A 22,484-nucleotide genomic window follows, 5' to 3' on the forward strand; every position below is an offset into this window, starting at 1 on the left:
CTAATTTCCCGCCGTCGGTTTAGCAACGAAAGTGGTTACTGATGTAACTGAACTGCCGTAGCTTTCGTCTTCACCCACCGAAACGGTTACCGATCGCAAGTCGTTGTCGTTGGTTTTTGTCACCGTTTGCTGCCAGTACCACGTGCGATCGGCCATCTCCATCGTGCCTTTTAAATTGTTCTTGGGCGGCCACGTGGTATCTAACTGAAGCTGGTTTAAGCGATTGCTTGCCACCCAGTTGGCAAAGGTGACAGATTCTATTTGCCCAACGCTTGATAAATGCTCGCCTGCAGCTTTAAGTACTGCTGTACCGGTTAGCGCAAAAATAAGCAGGGCAACCATAACCTCCAGTAGCGTCAAGCCACTTTGCTGGCGTGGTGTGGCAGGTGCAACGTTCTTTTTCGATGCATCAACGTTGAACGCACTCATAGTGGTCTCTCCAGAGGCCCTTCAAGCACTAAAGGCGGAAGATCTTGGTTTTGCAGACTGTAATAGACGGGGTTGTCGCCGTCATCACCTTCGTAATTAAACGACAAGGTAAAAGGCGTCATTTCGCCACTCGACATTATAAGCACTTGAGGCGGAGGCAGCTTTTTCTCTTCTTCGTTACCTATTTCAACCCCTTCATCAGAAACACTTAAATTCTCGTCGAATAGTTCCCTGTCAAAGAGCCTGTCTTCAACATCCCATGGTAAGTCGTCTAAATTTAAAGTGAAGGTGAAAGGCTCAGGTAACGTATAAGGCTCGTAGGTTTTTTCGCCTTCGATACGCTGCCACTCATCATCGTCGTCTAAGTAGACAAAGTAGTATTCATTTTTATCGGCTTCAAACCGCACACCAAGCTGTTGTTGATTTAACACCGCAAAATCGCTGGCCATATCAACAATCACCTGCAGGCGTTGCGCTTGGGTTTTTAGCAGGTCAGATTTACTCGCACCGAATGCGTTAAACATAACGTAACCCGCCGCCAATCCCATAAGCAGCAGTACCAGCATGACTTCTAATAGGGTAAAGCCTGCTTTTTTCAAAGATGTACTGCCGCGGTTGCGCATAAAGGTTAGTTCAGGTATTCGTTAATGTTCCAGTTACCAATGTCATCATCAGTACCCGGTTCGCCGTCTGGACCATTAGAGAAAATATCAACTACGCCAAGTTCTCCCGGGCTAATTAGTGCATATGGATTGCCCCACGGATCTTCAGGCAGGCGTTTAATGAAACCACCTTCAGGGTAATTACGAGGAATCGGGTCGATAGTCGGCGCGGTAACTAGCGCTTCTAGTCCCTGTTCTGTGGTTGGAAAGCGGTTGTTACGCAGCTTGTACATCTCAAGCGCACTTTCCATTTGCTGGATGTCTACCGCCGCCTTTTTAAGCTGCGCTTCTTCTTGGTTACCCAAGATTTGCGGTGCCACCATAGACGCCATAATACCGATGATTAGAAGTACGACCATGACTTCAATCAAACTGAAACCAGAACTGCGATTAAGTGTTTTCATTAAATATTCACCATGTTGTTCAATGCTAAAATTGGTTGCAATATTGCCATAACGATAAACAGAACAATGCCTGCCATCGATACAATAAGTAAGGGTTCAAATACCTTAAGTGAGACACCAATAAGCGCTTCAAATTCCCTATCTTGATTATCTGCGGCGCGAGCTAGCATTTGCTGTAGCTCACCCGATTTTTCACCAGACGCAATCATATGCATCATCATTGGTGGAAACATTTTCGTGTTATCCAACGCTGCCCGTAAGCTGCTGCCTTCTTTAACGTTAATGGCTGCTTCAGCTACTTGGTTCTTAATATGTTGATTTTCCAGTACGTCACCCGATATACGCATGGCTTCAAGCAAGGGTACTGCGCTGGCGCTCAGAATACTTAAGGTGCGAGCAAAACGCGCGGTATTAAGACCGCGAGATACCCGGCCAATTAATGGTAGGGTTAGAAGCGCTCTGTGGTAGCGCAGCTTCATGTGCTTTTGTTGTAACACACGCTGAATAATGACAATGAGCACACCAATACCAATAAGCATGAACAGGCCGTAATTTTGCAGCCACGTGCTTACGGATATAAGAAATTGGGTAATGGCAGGAAGGTCTTGCCCCATGTGATCGAACTGCCCAACTATCTTTGGCACTACTACGGTCAACAGCAGCAACACGATACCCATTGCAAAAAATAGCATTAGCGATGGATAAATCATTGCTTGCGTGATTTGGCTACGGGTTTGTTGCCTGCGTTCAGTGTAGTCTGCAAGGCGATTCAGCACGGTATCAAGGTGGCCCGATTTTTCCCCTGCCGCGACCATTGCGCGGTACAGCTCGTCAAATACACTAGGGAACTGCCCTAGAGCATCGGCAAGCCCATGACCTTCCACCACTTTACTGCGCACCGCCATCATCATGTTTTTCTGACGAGGCTTTTCACACTGTTCGGCTACGGCAAGTAATGCTTCTTCAACAGGAAGGGCCGATTCGACAAGGGTAGCAAGTTGACGCGTGAGTAGCGCTAAATCTGATGCAGAAATTCGCGGTTTGAATAAAGAAAACGACAGGCCTTTGCCTTCGCTTTGTGTGCGCTCTGCGACCTGCTCTACTTCTAAGGGAATTAAGCCTTTTTCACGCAGCTGCTGACGAACCTGACGTGCATTATCGCCTTCAAGCACACCGTTTGTATTTTTACCGCGGGCATTAACCGCCTTAAAAGCGAATGCCGCCATTTAGTCTTCCCTCGTAACTCGAAGCACTTCTTCAAGTGAGGTAGCACCAGCAAGCACTTTGCTACAGCCGTCTTCACGAATACTTGGTGTCGTTTTTCTGATATAGCGCTCAATGGCTTGTTCACCCACACCTTCGTGCATCATTTCACGCACTTTTTCATCTACCAACAATAGCTCGTGAATACCGGTACGACCGCGGTATCCCGTTTGGTTACACGCGGCGCAGCCGTGCGGCTTAAAGATAGTGGTGTCGCTTGTGGCATTCTGCCCAAGTATTTCCAGCTCAGAGGCGTCAGGTGTATGTGGCTTTTTGCAATCTGGGCACAGGGTACGAACGAGTCGCTGTGACAATACGGCCAATAAGCTCGAAGACAACAGAAATGGCTCAATGCCCATGTCTTCTAAACGGGTAATCGCGCCCGCTGCCGTATTGGTATGCAGGGTAGAAAGTACCAAGTGACCAGTTAAACTGGCTTGAACAGCAATTTGCGCGGTTTCTATATCACGAATCTCACCCACCATGACTACATCGGGGTCTTGACGCAAAATAGCGCGAAGGCCGCGGGCGAAGGTCATATCTACGCGAGGGTTAACCTGCGTTTGTCCAATACCAGGAAGGTCAAATTCGATAGGATCTTCAACCGTTAAGATGTTTCTGTCTCGCGAGTTTATCTCGGTTAACCCTGCATACAGGGTGGTACTTTTACCCGAGCCCGTGGGGCCGGTAACCAAAATAATGCCGTGAGGTTTTCGAATAAGAGATGAAAAGTGATTACGGTTTTGCAGCGTCATGCCTAAATCTTCTAGATTTAAGCGCGCATTGTTTTTATCCAGTAGACGCAATACCACACGCTCGCCGTGGCTTGAAGGCATGGTCGAAACACGCACATCTACTGCTCGCCCAGCAATACGCAATGTAATACGGCCATCCTGGGGCACGCGTTTCTCGGCGATATCTAACTTCGCCATAACTTTAATACGCGATACCAGCATGGAAGAAAGTTTGCGATTCGGGCGCAAAATTTCGCGTAATACGCCGTCTACCCTGAAGCGAACCACAAGCTGGTTTTCAAAGGTTTCAATGTGAATGTCTGACGCGCCTTCTTTAATCGCCTCGCCCAACATGGCGTTGATAAGCTTGATAATAGGCGCATCGTCTTCACTGTCTAACAGGTCTTCAGTGTCAGGCAAGTCTTCAGCAAGAGCGAACAAATCACTCTCGTTGCCAAGGTCTTCCATTAGCTGTTTAGCCGCAGAGCTATCGCGCTGAAACGCACTGGTAAGCAGGCTTTCAAATTCGTTTGCAGGAATAGTTTTCGGTACAAAGGGCTCGCCGTAGAAACGTCGCACTTCGGCGAATACATCAAACGGCGTATTCTCTGTAAAATATAAAACCGCAGGGGTTTCATTGGTTTCCAGCAATACCTGATTGCGCTTCGCAAAGCTAAAAGAAAGCTGTCTTGGACCGGCCTCCTCTTCAGGCAAACCTGCGTCTTCACCCATGGCTTCTAAGGCTTCTTCTTGCGCCTCTAATGCCTGAGTAATTTGTTCGTCCTGCCCTGCCATGCTAGTCGTTACCTTCTTCTTGTTTCTGCTTCTCTTTCTCAGAAAGGTACTCTTCGAATGAAGGTGGCAACGCTAGCGCATCATCCCATTGTGGAATAGTCGGGGTTTCTTCGTAAGGCATTAGCGAAACACCTTCTTGCTGGCGTTTTAGCTGCAGTGCGCGAATGTAATTGTATTTGCGATGGCTGATTGTATTCATGGTTGCACCGTCACGGACAATGGTCGGTTTCAAGAACACCATCAAGTTACGCTTACGCTTGCTGGTTGATGTAGATTTGAATAAATGGCCTAGAATTGGAATATCACCCAGTAGTGGTACCTTAGATTCACTCTCTTGAACGTCTTCGTCGATAAGGCCGCCAAGAACAATAGTACCGCCATCATCAACAATAACCGTGGTCTTAATTTCACGCTTGTTAATTGAAATATCTACTGACGTTGCGCCGCTCACGCTAGACACTTCCTGTTCAATAAGCAATTGTACCGCATCGCCTTCATTGATTTGTGGCGTCACTTTAAGTTTGATGCCTACCTCTTGTCGGTCGACCGTTTGGAAAGGATTAGAGTTGTTCGCGCCTGTTGTGGTACCCGTAATAATAGGTACCTCTTGACCAACAATGAAAAACGCTTCTTCGTTATCCATGGTAGTTAGGTGAGGTGTGGCAAGAATATTTGAATTGGTATCTGTGCTGACCGCTTGTACCACAGCACCCCAGCCATTTTCGATAACGCCCGCAATCAGGCCGTTTGCACCGCCAAGTAAGCTTGCAAGAGCAGTGAAGTCGCCTTCTATCGTGTCCGTTGTTTCTACCACTTCACCGTTGGCAGTGATGTTGGTTTGCGTGGTCTCTCTATCTTCGGCCTGTCGTAGTGCCACAGCTAATGAACCGACGCCTATAACACCATTATTGAACTGTGTACCACCGCCCTCTTCTGACACCCATTGCACACCTAATGTGTTGCCGTCGCCTTCAAAAACTTCAACGATAATGGCTTCAACTTGTACCTGTGCACGGCGAATATCAAGTTGACGTACAACCTCTTCTAATGAGCGCATCATGTCCGGCTCTGCGGTAATAACAATGGCATTAGAATCTTCGTGCGCATCAATGCTGATTTCACGGTTAGAGCCAGCTCGACGTGACGTAGTGCCACCACCTTGCTCTTCAGCTTGAATGCTTGCAGATACGCCCTGTAATACTTTTACTAAATCTTCCGCTTTAGCGTAGTTAAGAAACAGCACGCGGGTATTGCCGTTTGACTCAAGCTCTTGGTCCATGCGCTGAATAAGGTTAATAAGACGCTGACGCGCTTTAATATCACCGCTTACAATAACTGAGTTAGTTCTGTCGTCTGCCACTACGCGAGGCTCAGACTTAGTACCAGTATTGGCTTTACCTTGTGACTTATTAATACTGTCAATAATGCGCACCATTTCTGATGCTGACGCATAGCGAAGTTTAACGATTTCAACTTCTTCGTCACCGGCACGGTCCACGCGCTCGATAATTTCTACCAGTCGGTTCACTACCGCTGCACGGCCGGTTAGCATCATCACATTTGATGGGTCGTGGCTAACTACGTTACCGCCGCCCGCTTGGTCATTTAGCTGGCGTAAAATAGGCGCAAGTTCACGTACCGGTACGTTATACACAGGAACAACGCGAGTGATCATTTCGTCGCCGTCGCGGTTAGCGCCTTCCACTACTGGAATGTTCGATGTTTTGGCGTCTTTAGAGCGAACCACTTTCAAAATACCGCTAGGCATTTCTACAACGGCGAAGTCATACACTTGAAGTACGTTTAGGAAAAACTGGTAATACTGATCTTCATCGAGCATGTCGTAGCTGCGTACGCTTATTTTCCCACGTACGTTGGGGTCGACAATAATAGTGCGCTCTAGATTTTTACCAACGATATTAATGAACTCGTTAATGTCGGTATCTTTGAAATTAGGCATGTACTCAGCGGCTGTCACCGAGAAACACAGAAGCGCCGTGCACATGGCTGTGCTCAAGCGAGATAATAGTTTTTGGCTAGTGCGCCTTTTCATTCTAACGTCCTTCATTTCCTAACTTGTCGATGACCGATTTGCTTTAATTGTTATTTTGCTTACCTAGCGACAATATAGCGCTGCTACCGTTAGTGGTATTAAGACTCGGGTAAATCTAGGTAAAGCGTGGTTAAGCTGCCATCTCGAATAATCGTTAATTCTATTGTTTGTGCATTGCGTAGCTCAGACAGTGCCTCTTGCGATTGCTGCAAGTCGGTAAGGTCTAGCCCGTTAATTTGTGTAATGACATCGCCAGCCTGAAGCCCTGCCGATTTAAATAATTCAGGTTCTTTGCCAGGACTTACTTGATAACCAATAAGCTGGCCTTCTTCGGTTTTTGGCGATATTGAAATAAAGTCTGTGAAGTTAGCGGGGCGTTCTCGCAGAGCAGCGGTTGCTTCTAGCGCTTCTTCGCTAAGCTCAACTGTATCTTCTTCCTCTTCCTGCGGCTCAGGTCGGTTTCTCGCTTGCATTTCACGGCGACGATTAGCTTCATCGTAATCAATTCCGTCAAGCATCAGGGTTTCGTTTCTTACCCCGTTCTTAATAATAACGCGATCGTTATACACCTTTTGCAACGTGGCGTTGGTGTCTTCAATCTTTTCACCTAAACCATATACTGCTTGGCTGCCGCGATTTTCTATAATAGCGGTGCCCGCTTCCTGCTCTGAACTGGCAACAACGCCGGTCAGGGTCAAATTTAAGCGTGTCTCTGGCGCGTCAGTAACTTCGGCTACCGGTTCCGCGGGTTTAGCCGCTGCATTACCAAACAGATTCAACTGTTGTATTTTGGCAATGTTGACCCCATTTTGGCCTGACGACGAAGAAATAACCGGAGCACGGCTTACTGTGGGTGTCGCAGATAGTTGAGGTTCGGGTATAATTCGCCACACGAGTTTGGCAGCAAATGCAATTAAATACAGGCTGAGCAGAACCACTACGATGGTATGTAGCTGTTTTTGATGCTGGTTCAGATAAACAACCAGAGATTGTGGGTTGGGTTTATTGAATGTCATGCTGCCACTGATGGTACTGCTTTATTATAATATAGTGAATTTTTGGTTAACCGCGCTTTAGCAAACCCATAATAGCCTAGTAAAGGTGAGGGTCACAACACTAAAGCCACACCATTACGAAAATATTACATGAGCCAATCGGATAGCAACAATACAACACAAAATGTCAGGCTGGACAAGTGGCTATGGGCTGCAAGGTTCTTTAAGACCCGCGCAATAGCAAGAGACATGGTGCAGTCGGGAAAAGTCCAGTACAACGGGCAAAGAGCCAAACCTGGCAAGCATGTAGAGCTTGGCGCCATGATTAAAGTTCCCTCAGGATGGGATAATCGTGAAATTAAGGTGCTAGGCTTAAGCGACAAGCGATTGAGCGCGCCTTTGGCGCAAGCGCTGTTCGAAGAGACGGTTGAAAGTGTAACAAAACGTGAAGAAAACCAAGCTGCGCGCAAAATGAACGCATTTCACAGCCCTAAACCAGATCATAGACCTGATAAAAAGCAGCGACGACAGATTATTAAATTTAAGCAGCAATAGTGAGCTGCTCAACAGGATTACTTATGAGCGATTTCGATAAATTACACCGCTTCTTATTTACCCAAGCTAACGTCCGTGGCGAATTAGTTCGTCTTGATGAGAGCTTAACGCAAATTGTGCACAGCTATGAATACCCTGTGCAAATTCAAACATTGTTAAGTGAAATGGCGGCAGCGACGTCATTGTTAACGGCAACGCTTAAGTTTAAAGGTGAAATTTCACTTCAAATTCAAAGTAAAGGCCCGGTAAGTTACGCGGTATTAAACGCCACTCACGAACAAACGCTTCGCGGTGTAGCTCGCTGGGACGAGACATTAGAAACATTACCTGAAACGTTCTCAGAGCTTTTGTCTCAGGCGGTATTGGTCATTACTATCACTCCAGATGAAGGCGAACGTTACCAGGGCGTTGTAGCATTGGATAAACCTTCACTTTCAGAATGTATTGAGAGTTACTTTACTCAGTCAGAGCAGCTAGCAACTAGCGTTCACTTGATGACAGATCTAAGCGATCCAGAACACGCAAAAGCGTCGGGTGTGTTGCTTCAGGTATTACCTACCGATGCCAGCGCTACCGATGTGTCGCAAGCCAATGAGTTTGCTCATATCACTAAGCTTACTCAAACATTGACCAAAGAAGAGATGTTTTCTTTGTCGGTTGAAGACATTTTATATCGTCTTTACCACCAAGAAGATGTGGAAGTGTACCCAGCTAAAGACGTAACCTTCGCTTGCTCATGCTCAAAGGAGCGCAGCGCAGAAGCACTTCGTCATGTTGAGAAGTCTGAACTTCATGCAATTATTGCTGAAGAAGGCGCGATCAAAATGAATTGTCAGTATTGTCATACCGAATATTGCTTCGATAGTATCGACGTAGAGGCCATTCACAGCGGCAACTTCGACGCACCGTCTTCAAATCAGTAACTACATATTTACTGCTTTATTAAAGTGCCTTCATTCGAAGGTGCTTTTTTGTATCTGAGCTCCTCAAAACATACATCGACGGGTTTGTTCAACACTTCACTTGTGGTTAAAAATTGCTCATCTGTAAGTGTTTAACTTTTCTACACAGTTCAATCTTTCTTTTATTCCTGTACTAGTGAAAGTTTTCATCTCTTCTTTCGAAAGAAAACTGTCATGTTTTATTTTGAAATTCATCGATCAATATAGGTTTTCTACGCCTTATTTTTGCATTTATATCCAAGGAAAAGGCTTTCCTTGTAATTAATTTACAATATTTATGAAATTCCGTTGTAAGAAATAGTGAGTATGTGTTTTATAAATGCTTACTAGGCCTTGTTTACATTACACTCTAAGAGGTGATACTTTTTTGAAAGTGCTTTTGAAAAATTACATATAGGGTAACAGCCATGACCGCAGCAGCCTCAATTCAAACGGATCTGAAAGTAACGCCACTCACCGACCTGCCAAATGCAGAACTTATCGAGCGCGCCGTAAAGCGCGGCGAAGGTGTCCTCGATAAAAACGGTGCGCTAGTCGTTGAAACCGGAAAACGTACAGGTCGCTCTCCAAACGATAGATTCATCGTTAAAGAGCCTACGACAGAAAACGACATTGATTGGGGCAAGGTAAACAAGCCTTTTGATTCTGATAAATTCGATGCGCTGTGGGATCGCGTTGAAGCTTACCTGTCTACCCAAGAACACTTTCTTTCACACCTTCAAGTGGGCTCAGACCCTGAACATGCCTTGTGGCTAGAAGTAAGAACGCAAACTGCGTGGCAGCATGTTTTTGCTCGTAACCTTTTTATTATCCCAGAGCAGTGGAATGTTAAAGGCGACCAGCCTTGGCAAATTCTGAATGTACCTGGTTTCACCTGTGAGCCAGAGCGTGACGGTACAAACAGCGACGGCACAGTTATCATCAACTTCGCGAAAAAACGCGTATTGCTTGCGGGCATGCGTTACGCGGGTGAAATGAAAAAAGCCATGTTCTCAGTGCAAAACTTCCTGCTTCCGGCAAAAGACGTGCTACCTATGCACTGTTCAGCCAACGTGGGTGAAGAAGGCGATGTGACCTTGTTCTTTGGTCTTTCAGGTACTGGCAAAACAACACTTTCAGCCGATCCTAAGCGTTTCTTGATTGGTGATGACGAGCACGGCTGGGCACCAGGTAGCGTATTTAATATTGAAGGCGGTTGCTACGCTAAATGTATCGACCTATCTCAAAAGAACGAGCCAGTAATTTGGAATGCTATCAAGTTTGGTACCATCCTAGAAAACGTAGTGCTTGATGAAACACGCACGCCGGACTATACCGACACGTCGTTAACCCAAAACTCACGTGCGGCCTATCCGCTTTCACACATTGAAAAGCGCGTTGCTGAAAACCGAGGCGGCGAGCCTCGCTCGGTTGTATTTTTGACCTGTGACGTAAGTGGCGTATTGCCTCCTGTTTCAGTGTTAAGTGAAGAAGCTGCGGCGTATCACTTCCTAAGCGGTTACACAGCGAAAGTAGGCTCTACTGAAATTGGCTCTACTAGCGATATTGAATCAACCTTCTCAACGTGTTTTGGTGCGCCTTTCTTCCCACGTCCAGCAGGCGTGTATGCAGAGCTTCTGATTAAGCGTGTTAAAGCGTTTGGCGCTAAGGTTTACTTGGTTAATACCGGTTGGACAGGCGGCCCTTACGGCACAGGTAGCCGTTTTGATATCCCTACTACGCGCGCCATCATCGACGCAATTGTATCGGGCAATTTGGCTGATGTTGAAACCCAGCACATTGACGCGTTAAACCTAGATGTGCCAGTGGCAATAGACGGTGTAGACAGCAATTTGCTTGTGCCACAAAACACGTGGGCAGACAAAGAGAAGTACAACGAATACGCCGCTAACTTAGTCAACGACTTTAAACAGAACTTTGAAAAATACGACGTTAGCGACGCTATCGTTAAAGCCGGGCCGGGTAACTAACACTCGGTTTGCCCCTTCCCAACGTTCATCACACTCAACGTGATTGATGTTTTGCCCGCACCGTGTTGCGGGCTTTTTTTGTGTTGTTGTTAACAAATTTAACATTATGAATACGTATGTTTATTTAAGTTGAGCAAGGCACTAGCTATCATTCACCGTACACAAGAAGGCTTTAATTAAGCGCGCTTCGTTAATTAAGTGCGGTTCGCTAATTAGGTGCGCTTCGCTTTGAAGCATAAAGAAGGTTTTGAGCATGATAGACAGGAAACAGCGTATAGCACTTGCATGTGCTGGTTTGGCATTTTTCTCGGTAAATACGGTAGCCGAAGTTCAAACAGCGACACTCGAAAAAGCAACGCTAAATATTGATACGGATACCAATGACTTCACGATAAGCGCGTTGCACGATAGTGGCTTTCAAGTAACGTATCTTACTGATGACAATGGCACGCCTTACGCAAATCTACCGTCTATGGCGCTTCCCGAGCCCGCGTTGACTGATGTTAAAAACAAAAAAGCTAATGATGTAGAGCTAGTTGAAACTGAGACAACCCTAATCTTAAAACTCAATAATATTGCAGCGCATGTTGATAAGGCGACGCACGCTATCAGTTATTCTGTTAACGGCAAAATTGTCGCGAGAGAGCAAGGCGGACTGAGTATTTCCAGTAACGGCGTTAGCCTGTCGTTTGCGTTAGATGAAAACGAAAAGCTCTACGGCGGTGGTCAGCGCGTTTTAGGTATGGATCGTCGTGGTCATAGCATGCCGCTATATAACAAAGCACACTATGGTTACACCACGTCTTCAAATCAGATGTACTTTGGCTTGTCGGCTGTGATGTCGTCAAAAAATTACAGCGTATTGTTCGATAACACCGCTTCTGGTGAGCTAGATATTGGCAAAACGAACAGCGACGAGTTGCTATTTAAGGCACAAGGTGGCCGTGCTAGCTACATCATGGTGTTGGGTGAAAATTTAGAAGATACAGTAAGGTCTACCGTTGCAGTAACGGGAAAACAGCCGCTTCCTCCACGCTGGCTGCTGGGTAACTTTGCATCTCGATTTGGCTATAAATCACAAAATGAAGTGATGGATGTCGTCGATGCCTTTAACACGCAAGATATTCCCGTTGATGCCGTAGTGCTCGATTTATATTGGTTTGGTAAAGACATTAAGGGGCACATGGGGAACTTAAGTTGGGACGCCGCCACTTTCCCAGAGCCCGAGAAAATGATTAGTGAGCTACGCGCTCAAGACGTGAAAACCGTGCTGATAACCGAGCCTTTTATTCTTACGACGTCAAAGCAATGGGATAGTGCCGTTGCCAATAATGCCCTTGCTCAAAACGATAACGGTGCGCCGTATACCTTCGATTTTTATTTTGGCAATACCGGCCTTGTCGATGTGTTCAGTGAAGCGGGTCAAGATTGGTTTTGGCAATATTATGAAAAACTTGCGGCACAGGGTGTTGCCGGTTGGTGGGGCGACCTGGGTGAGCCAGAAGTGCATCCTGATGATATTCAGCACATGTGGCAGTCTACAAAAGTAAGCGGCGCAGAAGTGCACAATGCCTACGGTCATCAGTGGGCGAAAACCGTGTATAAGAATTTAACTGCGCTACAACCCGACACGCGCCCCTTTGTGCTGATGCGTTCAGGATTTTTGGGCAGTCAACGGTACGGAATGGTGCCGTGGACAGGCGATGTGAGTCGAAGCTGGGGCGGACTTAAACCTCAGGTAGAGTTGGCACTTCAAATGAGTGTTTTTGGAATGGCGTATACCCATTCCGACTTAGGTGGGTTTGCTGGAGGCGAAACCTTTGATCCCGAGCTTTATACAAGATGGCTTCAGTTCGGTACCTTTTCACCGGTATTTAGGCCCCACGCTCAAGATAATATTGCGCCGGAGCCAATTTTCCACGCCGATCCCGTAAAGTCTATTGCGCGCAAGTTTATCCAACTTCGCTATGACATGCTGCCTTATAACTATTCATTGGCCTTTGAAAATGCGCTTTACGGCACGCCATTAATGCGCCCGGTAGCTATGGCGTACGGTGAAAGCGATTGGTTTGAAAATGCAGACAGTTATCTGTGGGGCGATGGCTTGTTAGTTTCGCCTGTGACTAGCGCTAACCAAACGGTGTGGCCGACCAAGTTGCCTGAAGGCGTATGGTTTGATTTTTTCTCTGATACGAAATACCAAGGTGACCAAACCGTTAACTACCCGCTAAGCCAAGATAATTTTCCAGTGTGGGTAAAAGCAGGAAGCTTTATGCCAATGGCAGACGGGCTTAGCCGCACAGAGCAGTTTGATGCCCGTAAAATAGAAATGCATTACTGGCATGACAATTCAGTGAATTCATCTTCATATACTTATTACGAGGATGACGGCAAAAATCCAGCGTCTGTCAAAAAAGGCTTATATACAAAGCTACTTCTTAATGCGTCAGTAGACGATAAGGCCGCATTAACCCTGATGCTTGATAGCGAAGGCAGCTATATAGGCATGCCAAGGCAGCGAGACATCACTTACGTCGTGCATGGTTTAAGCGAAAAACCACAGAGCGTTTCACTTGATGGCAGGAGCGTACCTGTAATGTGGGATGAAAAAGGGAAAACGCTTTCACTTGCATTTTCTTGCGATTATCAGCAATCTGTAAAGGTAGTGATTATGTGATAATTAAGGGCTGCTGTTCTTTCTTGCACAGTAAAGGTCAGCGCCCTCAAAAGGTTCACTTTGTGGTCAAGGGGCATAACTAAGCTGTGCCCTCACGCCTAAATCGGATGTCTTTCTACTGATATCAGCCATGGAGCCTAAATGAGCCGACTTCCTGCCACCATCGTTATTTTTGCTGGTTTTTTTCTAATTGGTAAATTGTTTCTCTTGTGGGGAATATTACTGCCAGATATTGCAGCCGATCTGCAAATGTCTGAAGTAGTCAGTGGCGCACTTTTCTCGCTTTTCTCTGTAGGCATGATGTTAGGCGCTGTGATTGGTGGCAAGTATGCCAGTCGCTTTGAGTATATGCCGCTATTAGCCACGTTATTCAGTATGAATACGGCGCTGTTGCTGCTTGTGTCAGTACTTACCGCTTGGCAGTGGTTTTTGGTGTTAGCGGTATTAATCGGTGTGGTGAGCTCAACAATATTTACTATTGGCCACACGCTTATTGCACGAATGTACGCAGAAAAGCGTTTTACTATGATGGGCTTAATGGACTTTATGTTCAGTTTAGGAACGTTTGCGGCGTCGTTCTTTGTAACACTGTTATACCTTGTTGAGCACAACTGGCGCTTACCTATTCAGGTGTTGGCAGGCGTTATGATTTTGCTTTCGTGCTACGCATTTATTGCGGCGCGCTCTCAGGCAAAAATACTTAAAGGTCAGCCTAAAGCACCTAAAAAGACCTTGGCGTTTGGGGTCATTATTAAGCAGCCTGTTTTCATATTTCTAACTTTGCTTACCTTTGGCTATGGTGCTGTAGAATTTGGTAACGCGAACTGGTTTGTGAGCTATGCGCAAAACGGCTTAGGCTTTACCGGCGAACAGTCGAGAAACTTACTGGCATTTTTTACCGCTGGCATGGTGATCAGTCGTCTTACCTTCCCGTTTTTACTGCGATTTGTATCGGTACACCGCATGATTGTAATCATGGCAACAGCCTCGCTTGCGGGTGTATTTGCACTGAAGCTAATGCCTTCATTTTATGGGATTGGTGCTGGTAACTTACTGCTTGGCTTGGGGCTAGGTGGGCTCTTCCCGTTAGCACTTTCTGCGGCAATGAATATCGACAGTGACAACGGCCCCGTACTTTCTGGTATTTCTATTATCGGTAACTCTACTGGCGTGCAAGTGGCATCGTTTTCTACCGGACTATGGGCGAACTTCGCGCCACTTACTACGGCGTTTTGGGTAATTCCCCTTGGCGGCTGCGTGCTGTGGTTGGCATCTTATGGATACAGCCGAAAAATTAAGTACCACCGAAGCTAATAATCCGTGTAGTGTTTTTGGGCTTAATGGGTTTGATAAGGTAAATAAAACTCTGCGACCAAGCCCTGCTGAGGATGATTTCGCAACGTCACCTCACCATCGTGAGCTTCTACAATTCGCCTTATTATGGCAAGACCAAGGCCTGAACCTGACGAATTGCGGGCTTTGTCGCCTTGTGCAAACGGCATAAATACACCGTCGAGCTCCGCTTCCGGTATTCCCGGGCCAAAGTCGCGTACTTTGCAATACACGCGCTTTTCGTGGCGATTGTAAAAGCTGCTAATTGCAATATCGTCCGAGCCGTACTTGAAAGCATTTTCGATGAGGTTGTCGATCACGCGTTTCATTGCAATTCGTCGAAGCGACAACGGAGGAATGGCGTTGAGTTTAAGTTCAATGTGGTGCTTATCGTCTAAATGTCTGGCTTGTACCAGTTCTGCAATAATCGCGTTTAAATCGGTTTCTTGAGTGACTTCTTCGGTGTCGTAGCGCGCATAGTCAATGAACTGGTCGATGATGGCGTTCATGTCTTCTATGTCATTTACAATGCCGTCTTTAATCCAGTCTTGATCTTCCGGCAGCATTTCCGAGGCAAGGCGAATACGGGTAAGCGGTGTGCGCAAGTCGTGAGAAATACCTGCTGTCATGATATTTCGGTCATTCTCAAGCTGCTTAATGCCTTGGTTCATGCGGTTAAACGCCCGGGTAACCTGAATCATCTCGGTGCTGCCTTGTTCGCGAAGCGGTGCTGGGTGCTCGCCTTTACCCACCGCTATCGCTGCTTTTTGCAGGGCTGACAACGGGCGAGTCATGCGTCTTACAAACAACCAGCCTCCGGCCACACTTAATATACCAATTACCATCAAGTACATAGTAAGAGGGGATATATTCGCTTCGTTAAGTCCTGAAATAGGAATAGAGATCCACGTGTCTGGGTATCGGTTCAGGGATATCCACACAATGTAAGGTGCATTTTCGTCACTGGCCTGCGTGGTGGTGCTAATGCGCACATCTGCAAGCTGCCGGAGCTGCTCGCTAACCTGAGAAGAAATATAGCTATAGTATACGGCGCTTTCTAATCCATTCTGTTTGGCAACGCTTTCGTCAAAGACCTGCACCTGTGTTTTTTGAAAATAGCGGTCTCGGGTCTCTTGGTTAGTCACCAGCAAATCGTTGGCGAGCACAGATTTAACTTGGGTGGCCAATAAGCTGTTAATTTGTTGGTAGCTGGGCTGAATAAAGTAATAGGTAACAGAGATGTAGGACACAATCTGATTAATAAGCAACAGCACGCCAATAAGCATGACGGTTTGGCCAAATGCACTTTTGGGAATTAAACGCATAACATGCCGTCGCTTTGAATCATAAGCCAGAGTTTGGAATGGCAGTAGGTAAACGCATAATTAGGGGTCATGAGTAAACATACTTCACTTGCGCACAGGCCAAGACGGTAGAGCCCGCCGTATCAGTCATAGGTGCTAAACTTGTTCGCCATCAGGCACGAATACGTAGCCCAATCCCCATACAGTTTGAATATAGCGAGGGTTGGCAGGGTCTTCTTCAAGCATTCTTCGTAAGCGCGAAACCTGAACGTCAATACTGCGCTCTAACGCACTATAGTCGCGACCACGCGCTAGGTTCATCAGTTTGTCTCGCGACAATGGCTCGCGGGGGTGAGTAACCAGAGATTTTAATACTGCAAACTCGCCGCTCGTCAGTGTTAAAGGTGTATCGCCAGCTGTCATCTCACGGGTGGCGAGGTTCAGCTTGTAGTTGCCAAATTCCACAATTTGCACATCTTTAGACGGCGCGCCCGGCGCTTCGCTGCTGCGTCTGCGCAATACCGCTTTAGCACGCGCTAGTAGCTCGCGTGGGTTAAATGGCTTAGGCAAATAATCGTCTGCACCCATTTCAAGGCCGATAATGCGGTCAACTTCATCGCCTTTTGCAGTAAGCATAATAATGGGCATGTCGTTTTCTTGCTGGCGCAATCGGCGGCAAATAGACAAGCCGTCTTCACCAGGTAGCATAAGGTCCAAAACCATAAGGTGAAAATTCTCGCGCTCTAGCAGTCTGTCCATTTGTTCTGCGTTAGCCGCACTGCGTACTTGATAGCCCTGTTCGAGTAAATAGCGCTCTAATAGGCTGCGCAGACGCATGTCATCATCAACAACGAGAATTTTAGAGGTTTCCTGACCCATACTCATACCTTTCGTTTTACTTTTGTTTCACTATAACCACAAGATGTGAAATACAAAAGCGAGAAAAGCGTAAAAGGCTGGGGATGTTTGTTACAAATAGTGTCTAGGTCTGTCGAACTTAGATGTAAAGAAAGAGCCAGCAAAGGCCCAGTAAAAGCCCAGCAGACTCCAACGAGGAGGAAGCCATTACGCTTTTCTTCCCACTGAGCTTATAGTGAACTACGTATTGGTGAGAAGCTTTATAACGTAGGCACTGCAACAACACATCAGCAGTTCAAGTTGTAATCCTTAAGGAGCGCTAATCAAAAGTGACGACATTAAGGGCTTTTGTTTGCGCCGTTCCATTAAGCGTTTCTAAATATAACTGCGTTATAGCATCAGCTCCGCGGTGCGATTGCTCATAAAACTGATCGCTCACTTTCTCTGCGAAGCGTTTCCATGCACTGGCGTATTTTGCCAAAAAGGCCTCGTGCCCCCATTCATGTTGGCGCAGTTTCACGCGAGCTGGCGCGAAAAATATCTCTGCATTGAGCAATTTGGGGTTGGGCTTCTCTTGGGCTTTCCAATCTGTCGCACCAATGAGTGTAACGTCGCTCAGGCTGTCGCCAAGCTGCTTGGTAAGGTCATTAATCAACGTACCGTTGGCAGCGAAATCAAGCAGCCAGTAGCGCGCATCGCTGCTTTTACTGCTATTGCCTTCGCTACTCAGGGCTGAGAGTTCGTCATAACTATACACTTCATCGTAGCAGCCGGACGCTTTTACCAAATCCACGTTTTGTTTCGAGGTTAGCCCAACCACCTTGTAGCTTGCGTTTCGAGTGGCCTTTTGGTCTTTAAGTAGTTGCGCTGTACCCAGTGCGGTTTTACTCGAAGCGCTCGACAACAGTAAGGTTTCATTGTTTGCTTTCTCTGCCACATAGTCATCGAGAACAAACGAAGTCATATAAAGGGGTCTAAAATTAAGCTGCCATGCTTCGCGGTTTTTGTCGTAGCCGGGGTCGGCGGCACAGCGAAGATATTGATCGTAAACAGGGCTAATGCTCTTCCGTTTTTCGTGGATGTCTGAAAAACCGTGAGGGGCAACTTTGCCAGCTTTTATCACCCAATGGCTAGCCATAGGCAGGTAGCCGAACACCTTTTCACCTACTTTGATATCGCTATGACAAGACGCCTTAACGGTAGCAAAGCCCCAAACGGGCACAATACCGAAGCCATGTGCTTCATCAACGTCATTATCACTCTTTGCAGGGAAAAAGCCCCAATAGCCCATTTTAAAACCCAGTGCAGCATAGGTGATGTTGTTGGCAGAAAAGCCAAAGCTGTCTGTCTCAAGCAATACTTCGTCTTGCTGTAAGTCGTTGATGTTTATATCGCGGGAAACAACGTTAGTGTTGGCAAGGTTTTGCTGGTCTACCCAAATTTGTTGGCTTTTAATTGTGGTCATAATAGGAGCCTGCTGTGTCAAAAACTAGGTCGAGAAACTAAATCAAGAAACTAAATCAAGAAGCTAAACCAAGAAAGTTTCCGAATAGAACCTAGATTGACGCAGGGCATGAGCCATTACGACTTACTGTTTTAAATACATGCCTATAGAAGCGATGTATATTGGGCTTACTCGTCGCTGCTCAACCAATCCATCTGATGACCAGCTCTGCGCTTTTTATTTAAGATGTCTTCAAGGAGCGGAGTTAAAATGAGCTCCATGGCTAAGCCCATCTTTCCGCCGGGTACAACCAAGGTGTTGATGCGAGACATAAACGCGCCGTCGATCATTTGAAGTAGGTAGGGGTAGTCCACAGTCTTCATTTCCCGTCTAAAGCGCACAACCACAAAGCTTTCATCTTGGGTTGGAATTTCCCGTGCACTGAAGGGGTTGGAGGTATCAACGGTTGGTACGCGCTGGAAGTTAACGTGGGTGCGTGAAAATTGTGGCGTGATGTAGTGGAAATAGTCGTCCAGTCCTCGCACTATGCTGCTCATTACCGCTTCACGAGAATGTCCTCGGTCAGTGGTGTCGCGTACAATCTTTTGGATCCATTCTAAGTTTACGATCGGCACCATGCCGACCAGTAAATCTACATGTTTTGCTACGTCATTTTCTTCCGTTTTTACACCGCCATGTAAACCTTCATAGAACAGCAAGTCAGTGTTTTTGGGTAAATCTTGCCAAGGTGTAAAGGTGCCGGGCATTTGATTAAAAGGCACGGCTTCATCGAATGTGTGAAGGTATTGTCTAAACTGTCCTGTACCCGAGCTGCCGTATTCCCTAAACAGGGATTCCAGTAGCTCAAAGTCGTTGGCTTTAGGGCCAAAGTAGCTGATATGCCTGCCTTGCTCTTGGGCTTTGCGAATTTCCACTTCCATTTCCGGGCGGGTAAAACGGTGAAAACTATCGCCTCCTACAACCGCAGCATTAACACTTAAGTTCCTGAAAATATGGCGTATAGCGTTGGTCGTGGTAGTAGTACCCGCGCCAGAAGAACCTGTTATAGCAATAATAGGGTGTTTGACAGACATAGGAATTCTTTTTGGAAATGACGGGTACTAGTTATAAGCTGATGTGAGCTAAGAATCAAGGGGAGGTATAAGCGCATACCACTCGATTCTTGGGAGTTGCTTTCGCTCCAGCCTGCGTGTAATCAATCATCTAGCCGTTTGTGATGGTGCTGCAATAGGCGCACAATTAGCTTTGCCTCCTCTTCATCTAAATCAAGAAGTGCGCGAACATGTTCTAGGTGGTGCACATCGTGCTCACTCAACTTTCCGTCGTCCAAAACGCTTCTTACTGTGTCTTTAAACCTATCGCGTTTTAGCTGCATCTGCGACGTGTAGCTAGAAGATAAAATACCCGCTGGTAGGGCGTAAAAACAGATACCCATTATAGTTATGAGGCCGCCAAATATTTTACCCAATGCAGTTATAGGAACGGCGTCACCATAGCCCACCGTGGTCAGCGTGACGAGTGCCCACCACAATGAAGCGGGAATACTGCTAAAAACATCGGGCTGAGCAGCATGTTCAATGTAATAAATACAGGTGGCGGCGATAATCGTGAACAACAAAAGTACGCTTAACGCCGCAATAAGGCTGTGAGACTCGTTGCGCAATACGGTAACGAGAGTTTGCATAGAGCGCGAATAGCGCCCAATTTTTAGAATTCGCATTACCCGAAATATTCGCAAAATACGTAAATCGAACGCCACGAAAACGCTTAAGTAAAAAGGCAGAATTGCCATTAGGTCGACGAGCGCCATGGGGCTTTTCAAATAGGTCCAGCGCTTTTGCCATGTCGTTGTACGTTCGTGATTAGGACGGTTTGGGGCCGATGCGCTGCCGTATAAACGAAGAAAGTACTCAACGGTAAATATCAGTACTGAAACCACTTCGATTATATGAAGTTCGTACTGCCAAATGGCAGGGATACCCGGCACTGTTTCCAGCATCATAGCGACAACATTTACGATAATTAACGCGATAAGAAATACATCAAATATTTTGCTGAGCTTTTTGTACTCGTGAGCCTCGCTGGCAGGCGCAAGGATGTGATAGCACGCGTTTTGAAATGACATAGCCACGGTAGTGAGGGAACGAATGTCCTTTTTATACCAATTACCGTTGCAAATTGGTAATGCTTCTAAAAAAGAAGGAGGTGTTCGGTGCTATTTTCAAGCGCGGATGGGGTCAAAACATGGTAGTTTAAAATACAAATAAGCAAACAAAGAGCGTATCCAATTGAAAAGTGCAAAACATTTAGGGGCAGTACTAACCTCGGCACTGCTTGTGGCTGTGTCTGTGCCCACGGCACAAGCTAAGTCTGACAGCGTACTTTTTTCATCAACGCCACCTGTTATAGATGGTGTAGCCAATGACGCTGCATGGAAAGGGGGCGATTGGCATGAAATGACGTCGCTTATGTGGGGCTCGGCTCCTGAGTCCGGTGATTTTTCTGGTCGATATAAACTGCGATGGAACAAGGATGCGCTGTATCTGTTGGCAGAAATACAAGACGATCACCTCTCAGATACCTATGCCAATCCCCTTGAACGTTATTGGGATGATGACTGTTTAGAAATTTTTATTGATGCTGATGCCTCTGGTGGCGATCACCTTAATAACTACAATGCGTTTGCCTATCACTTAGCGTTAGATAATCAGGTTGTTGATATTGGTCCAAATGAAGCAGGAGAGGCTGTACCACAACTCTACAATGATCACGTAGAGAACAAATGGCAGCGAGATATATCGGCGCCGCATAAGATTCATTGGGAAGCAGCGGTACGTGTATTTGATGATAGCTATCAACACGGAAAAGATAATTCGCCTGCCACCTTAAAAGAAGGTATGACACTGGGCTTTATGCTTGCCTATTGCGATGCGGATGGTGGCGACAGAGAGCACTTTTTAGGCTCTCATGAGATCACCCCAGTAAACGGCGATAAAAACTTGGGGTATAAAGATGCATCGGTGTTTGGAAAGGTGAAGCTGACAAAGTAGTGAACCATAATTTGTCGCTACTTTAATTGATTGACTTGCCGCGCGTAATTGGAAGGAGTCGCAGAAATGCCACTCCTTTTAACCTGCAATCACTCACCTTGACTAAAAGCCATGCCATTTGGCGATAAATAAATGTGCTACAGAGCTCGTCACGCTCTAGCTGGTTGAGTTAATTGGCTTCGCCTTCCTGCTTACTCAGATCTAACTTGTCCAGCACTGCAAGTTTATTAAAACTGATCATCTCACGTATTTCTTTTCCATATTCATCGCCACGCTCAGAATACTTCCCTAAGCCATAGCTGAGCGCAACCCCGGTGACAGCCTTGTCTTCTTCACGTAAGGATTGTCGAATTTTACGCAATGGTTTGTAAGCATCGTGGGTGTTTAAATTTAGCATGTAGCTTTCTACTGAGTCGGCAGGCGAACGGAAATCAGCAACTTCATGATTTTTGTTAGTGTCACGCGATTTTGGAACGATACCGCAGCCCTTAGAGAAACACCACTGACCAAAAAAGTTGTTCCCTAATTTTGCAAAACGAGAGGTACCCCATGCACTTTCATTCGCTGCTTGTGCAATTGCTAACGACGCAGGAACAATGTCGGCACGCCTTAACAACACCTCGCAGGCTGACTCCTGTTCAAGGTCAGCATCGTCAACACGAAACTTTGTCAGGAACTGGTCTAGATTGTCTGCTTCATCCGCGTCGCAAGAACTTTGAATTTGCTCTCTATCGGTGGCTAGCTCTTTGTTCACCTCGACTACAATAGGAGTGAAATACTCAAAAAATGCCGCTTTTCGGTCAGGGCCTGCGGCATAAGCAGTAAAGTCTGGAGCAGATTCTTTGGCAAAAAAGGCGAACCACGCTGCGGTACTCGCCACTACTGCTACAAGCAACACAGCAATAAGTTTAGTGTTCGACATCAGGTGATACCTCTTTTATTAGAATGAAATAATACGCTTTTTAAGCAGACTACC

The 22,484-nt window shown here is 46.3% G+C and carries 19 protein-coding genes; 6 read left to right on the forward strand and 13 right to left on the reverse strand.

The genetic code is table 11. The features are described from left to right. The 7 genes from gspI to gspC form a co-directional block, all read right to left on the reverse strand. A complete protein-coding gene (gspI, locus tag WA381_RS03860) occupies positions 1–429 on the reverse strand; it encodes a type II secretion system minor pseudopilin GspI (RefSeq protein ID WP_156087248.1) in 429 nt (142 codons plus the stop codon). After that, positions 426–1,052, reverse strand: a complete 627-nt coding sequence (gene gspH, locus WA381_RS03865; protein WP_156087246.1) for a type II secretion system minor pseudopilin GspH — start codon at positions 1,050–1,052, stop codon at positions 426–428. Before gspH ends, gspI begins: the two co-directional genes overlap by 4 nt. Positions 1,053–1,057: 5 nt before the next feature. Then, a complete protein-coding gene (gene gspG / locus WA381_RS03870) occupies positions 1,058–1,495 on the reverse strand; it encodes a type II secretion system major pseudopilin GspG (RefSeq protein ID WP_014951309.1) in 438 nt (145 codons plus the stop codon). Further along, the gene (gene gspF / locus WA381_RS03875) at positions 1,495–2,721 is read right to left on the reverse strand and encodes a type II secretion system inner membrane protein GspF (protein WP_156087244.1); all 1,227 of its coding nucleotides are present in this window, start codon (positions 2,719–2,721) and stop codon (positions 1,495–1,497) included. The genes gspG and gspF overlap by 1 nt, the downstream gene beginning before the upstream one ends. Next, positions 2,722–4,287, reverse strand: a complete 1,566-nt coding sequence (gene gspE / locus WA381_RS03880) for a type II secretion system ATPase GspE (RefSeq protein ID WP_076012000.1) — start codon at positions 4,285–4,287, stop codon at positions 2,722–2,724. Position 4,288: 1 nt separating this feature from the next. Continuing rightward, positions 4,289–6,340: a type II secretion system secretin GspD gene (gspD, locus tag WA381_RS03885; protein WP_156087242.1), complete on the reverse strand. Its 2,052-nt coding sequence runs from the start codon at positions 6,338–6,340 to the stop codon at positions 4,289–4,291. A gap of 98 nt (positions 6,341–6,438) precedes the next feature. After that, entirely contained in the window at positions 6,439–7,356 is a 918-nt protein-coding gene (gspC, locus tag WA381_RS03890) for a type II secretion system protein GspC (RefSeq protein WP_061486815.1), read from the reverse strand. A gap of 129 nt (positions 7,357–7,485) precedes the next feature. Between gspC and hslR the strand changes: the two genes are divergently transcribed. The 5 genes from hslR to WA381_RS03915 all read left to right on the forward strand — a co-directional run bounded on the left by hslR (position 7,486) and on the right by WA381_RS03915 (position 14,813). Continuing rightward, positions 7,486–7,890 carry a ribosome-associated heat shock protein Hsp15 gene (gene hslR, locus WA381_RS03895; protein ID WP_015000020.1) on the forward strand — a complete coding sequence of 135 codons (405 nt, stop codon included), beginning with the start codon at positions 7,486–7,488 and terminating at the stop codon, positions 7,888–7,890. A 23-nt stretch (positions 7,891–7,913) separates the two neighbouring features. Further along, positions 7,914–8,813 carry an Hsp33 family molecular chaperone HslO gene (hslO, locus tag WA381_RS03900; RefSeq protein ID WP_156079017.1) on the forward strand — a complete coding sequence of 300 codons (900 nt, stop codon included), beginning with the start codon at positions 7,914–7,916 and terminating at the stop codon, positions 8,811–8,813. Between the two features lie 446 nt (positions 8,814–9,259). After that, the gene (locus WA381_RS03905; RefSeq protein WP_061486814.1) at positions 9,260–10,822 is read left to right on the forward strand and encodes a phosphoenolpyruvate carboxykinase; all 1,563 of its coding nucleotides are present in this window, start codon (positions 9,260–9,262) and stop codon (positions 10,820–10,822) included. Positions 10,823–11,075: 253 nt separating this feature from the next. Then, positions 11,076–13,499, forward strand: coding sequence for a TIM-barrel domain-containing protein (locus WA381_RS03910; protein ID WP_156087240.1), 2,424 nt, complete (start codon positions 11,076–11,078; stop codon positions 13,497–13,499). A 141-nt stretch (positions 13,500–13,640) separates the two neighbouring features. Then, positions 13,641–14,813 (forward strand): MFS transporter, encoded by a 1,173-nt coding sequence (locus WA381_RS03915; RefSeq protein WP_156087238.1) that lies wholly within the window; start codon positions 13,641–13,643, stop codon positions 14,811–14,813. 23 nt (positions 14,814–14,836) lie between these two features. On the opposite strand, the gene envZ is transcribed toward WA381_RS03915, so the two are convergent. From envZ to WA381_RS03940, 5 genes are all read right to left on the reverse strand, one after another. After that, a complete protein-coding gene (envZ, locus tag WA381_RS03920; protein WP_014951299.1) occupies positions 14,837–16,156 on the reverse strand; it encodes a two-component system sensor histidine kinase EnvZ in 1,320 nt (439 codons plus the stop codon). Positions 16,157–16,291: 135 nt separating this feature from the next. Beyond that, positions 16,292–17,014, reverse strand: a complete 723-nt coding sequence (gene ompR / locus WA381_RS03925; protein ID WP_014951298.1) for an osmolarity response regulator transcription factor OmpR — start codon at positions 17,012–17,014, stop codon at positions 16,292–16,294. 298 nt (positions 17,015–17,312) lie between these two features. Continuing rightward, a complete protein-coding gene (locus WA381_RS03930; protein ID WP_061486811.1) occupies positions 17,313–18,458 on the reverse strand; it encodes a DUF2855 family protein in 1,146 nt (381 codons plus the stop codon). Between the two features lie 167 nt (positions 18,459–18,625). Beyond that, the gene (locus tag WA381_RS03935) at positions 18,626–19,531 is read right to left on the reverse strand and encodes a phosphoribulokinase (RefSeq protein WP_014951296.1); all 906 of its coding nucleotides are present in this window, start codon (positions 19,529–19,531) and stop codon (positions 18,626–18,628) included. Between the two features lie 122 nt (positions 19,532–19,653). Continuing rightward, positions 19,654–20,589: an ion transporter gene (locus WA381_RS03940; protein ID WP_014977768.1), complete on the reverse strand. Its 936-nt coding sequence runs from the start codon at positions 20,587–20,589 to the stop codon at positions 19,654–19,656. A gap of 157 nt (positions 20,590–20,746) precedes the next feature. On the opposite strand from WA381_RS03940, the gene WA381_RS03945 reads away from it, so the two are divergent. Next, positions 20,747–21,508 carry a sugar-binding protein gene (locus tag WA381_RS03945; RefSeq protein WP_061486810.1) on the forward strand — a complete coding sequence of 254 codons (762 nt, stop codon included), beginning with the start codon at positions 20,747–20,749 and terminating at the stop codon, positions 21,506–21,508. A gap of 169 nt (positions 21,509–21,677) precedes the next feature. Here WA381_RS03945 and WA381_RS03950 read toward each other — a convergent pair whose 3' ends face one another. After that, complete coding sequence (locus tag WA381_RS03950; protein WP_069945194.1) at positions 21,678–22,430, reverse strand: glucosaminidase domain-containing protein; 753 nt, start codon at positions 22,428–22,430, stop codon at positions 21,678–21,680. Positions 22,431–22,484 lie beyond the last annotated feature (54 nt).

Origin of the sequence: Alteromonas sp. CH_MED4-4, assembly GCF_037029575.1 — a bacterium.
Lineage (GTDB): Bacteria > Pseudomonadota > Gammaproteobacteria > Enterobacterales > Alteromonadaceae > Alteromonas > Alteromonas macleodii.

Excerpts from the sequence above, each read along its gene's own strand:
- envZ (WP_014951299.1), bottom strand. The coding sequence starts at position 16,156 with ATGCGTTTAATTCCCAAAAGTGCATTTGGCCAAACCGTCATGCTTATT.
- gspG (WP_014951309.1), bottom strand. The coding sequence starts at position 1,495 with ATGAAAACACTTAATCGCAGTTCTGGTTTCAGTTTGATTGAAGTCATG.
- hslR (WP_015000020.1), top strand. The coding sequence starts at position 7,486 with ATGAGCCAATCGGATAGCAACAATACAACACAAAATGTCAGGCTGGAC.
- ompR (WP_014951298.1), bottom strand. The coding sequence starts at position 17,014 with ATGGGTCAGGAAACCTCTAAAATTCTCGTTGTTGATGATGACATGCGT.
- WA381_RS03910 (WP_156087240.1), top strand. The coding sequence starts at position 11,076 with ATGATAGACAGGAAACAGCGTATAGCACTTGCATGTGCTGGTTTGGCA.
- gspC (WP_061486815.1), bottom strand. The coding sequence starts at position 7,356 with ATGACATTCAATAAACCCAACCCACAATCTCTGGTTGTTTATCTGAAC.
- gspF (WP_156087244.1), bottom strand. The coding sequence starts at position 2,721 with ATGGCGGCATTCGCTTTTAAGGCGGTTAATGCCCGCGGTAAAAATACA.
- WA381_RS03905 (WP_061486814.1), top strand. The coding sequence starts at position 9,260 with ATGACCGCAGCAGCCTCAATTCAAACGGATCTGAAAGTAACGCCACTC.
- WA381_RS03950 (WP_069945194.1), bottom strand. The coding sequence starts at position 22,430 with ATGTCGAACACTAAACTTATTGCTGTGTTGCTTGTAGCAGTAGTGGCG.
- WA381_RS03930 (WP_061486811.1), bottom strand. The coding sequence starts at position 18,458 with ATGACCACAATTAAAAGCCAACAAATTTGGGTAGACCAGCAAAACCTT.
- gspE (WP_076012000.1), bottom strand. The coding sequence starts at position 4,287 with ATGGCAGGGCAGGACGAACAAATTACTCAGGCATTAGAGGCGCAAGAA.
- hslO (WP_156079017.1), top strand. The coding sequence starts at position 7,914 with ATGAGCGATTTCGATAAATTACACCGCTTCTTATTTACCCAAGCTAAC.
- gspD (WP_156087242.1), bottom strand. The coding sequence starts at position 6,340 with ATGAAAAGGCGCACTAGCCAAAAACTATTATCTCGCTTGAGCACAGCC.
- WA381_RS03915 (WP_156087238.1), top strand. The coding sequence starts at position 13,641 with ATGAGCCGACTTCCTGCCACCATCGTTATTTTTGCTGGTTTTTTTCTA.
- gspI (WP_156087248.1), bottom strand. The coding sequence starts at position 429 with ATGAGTGCGTTCAACGTTGATGCATCGAAAAAGAACGTTGCACCTGCC.
- WA381_RS03935 (WP_014951296.1), bottom strand. The coding sequence starts at position 19,531 with ATGTCTGTCAAACACCCTATTATTGCTATAACAGGTTCTTCTGGCGCG.
- gspH (WP_156087246.1), bottom strand. The coding sequence starts at position 1,052 with ATGCGCAACCGCGGCAGTACATCTTTGAAAAAAGCAGGCTTTACCCTA.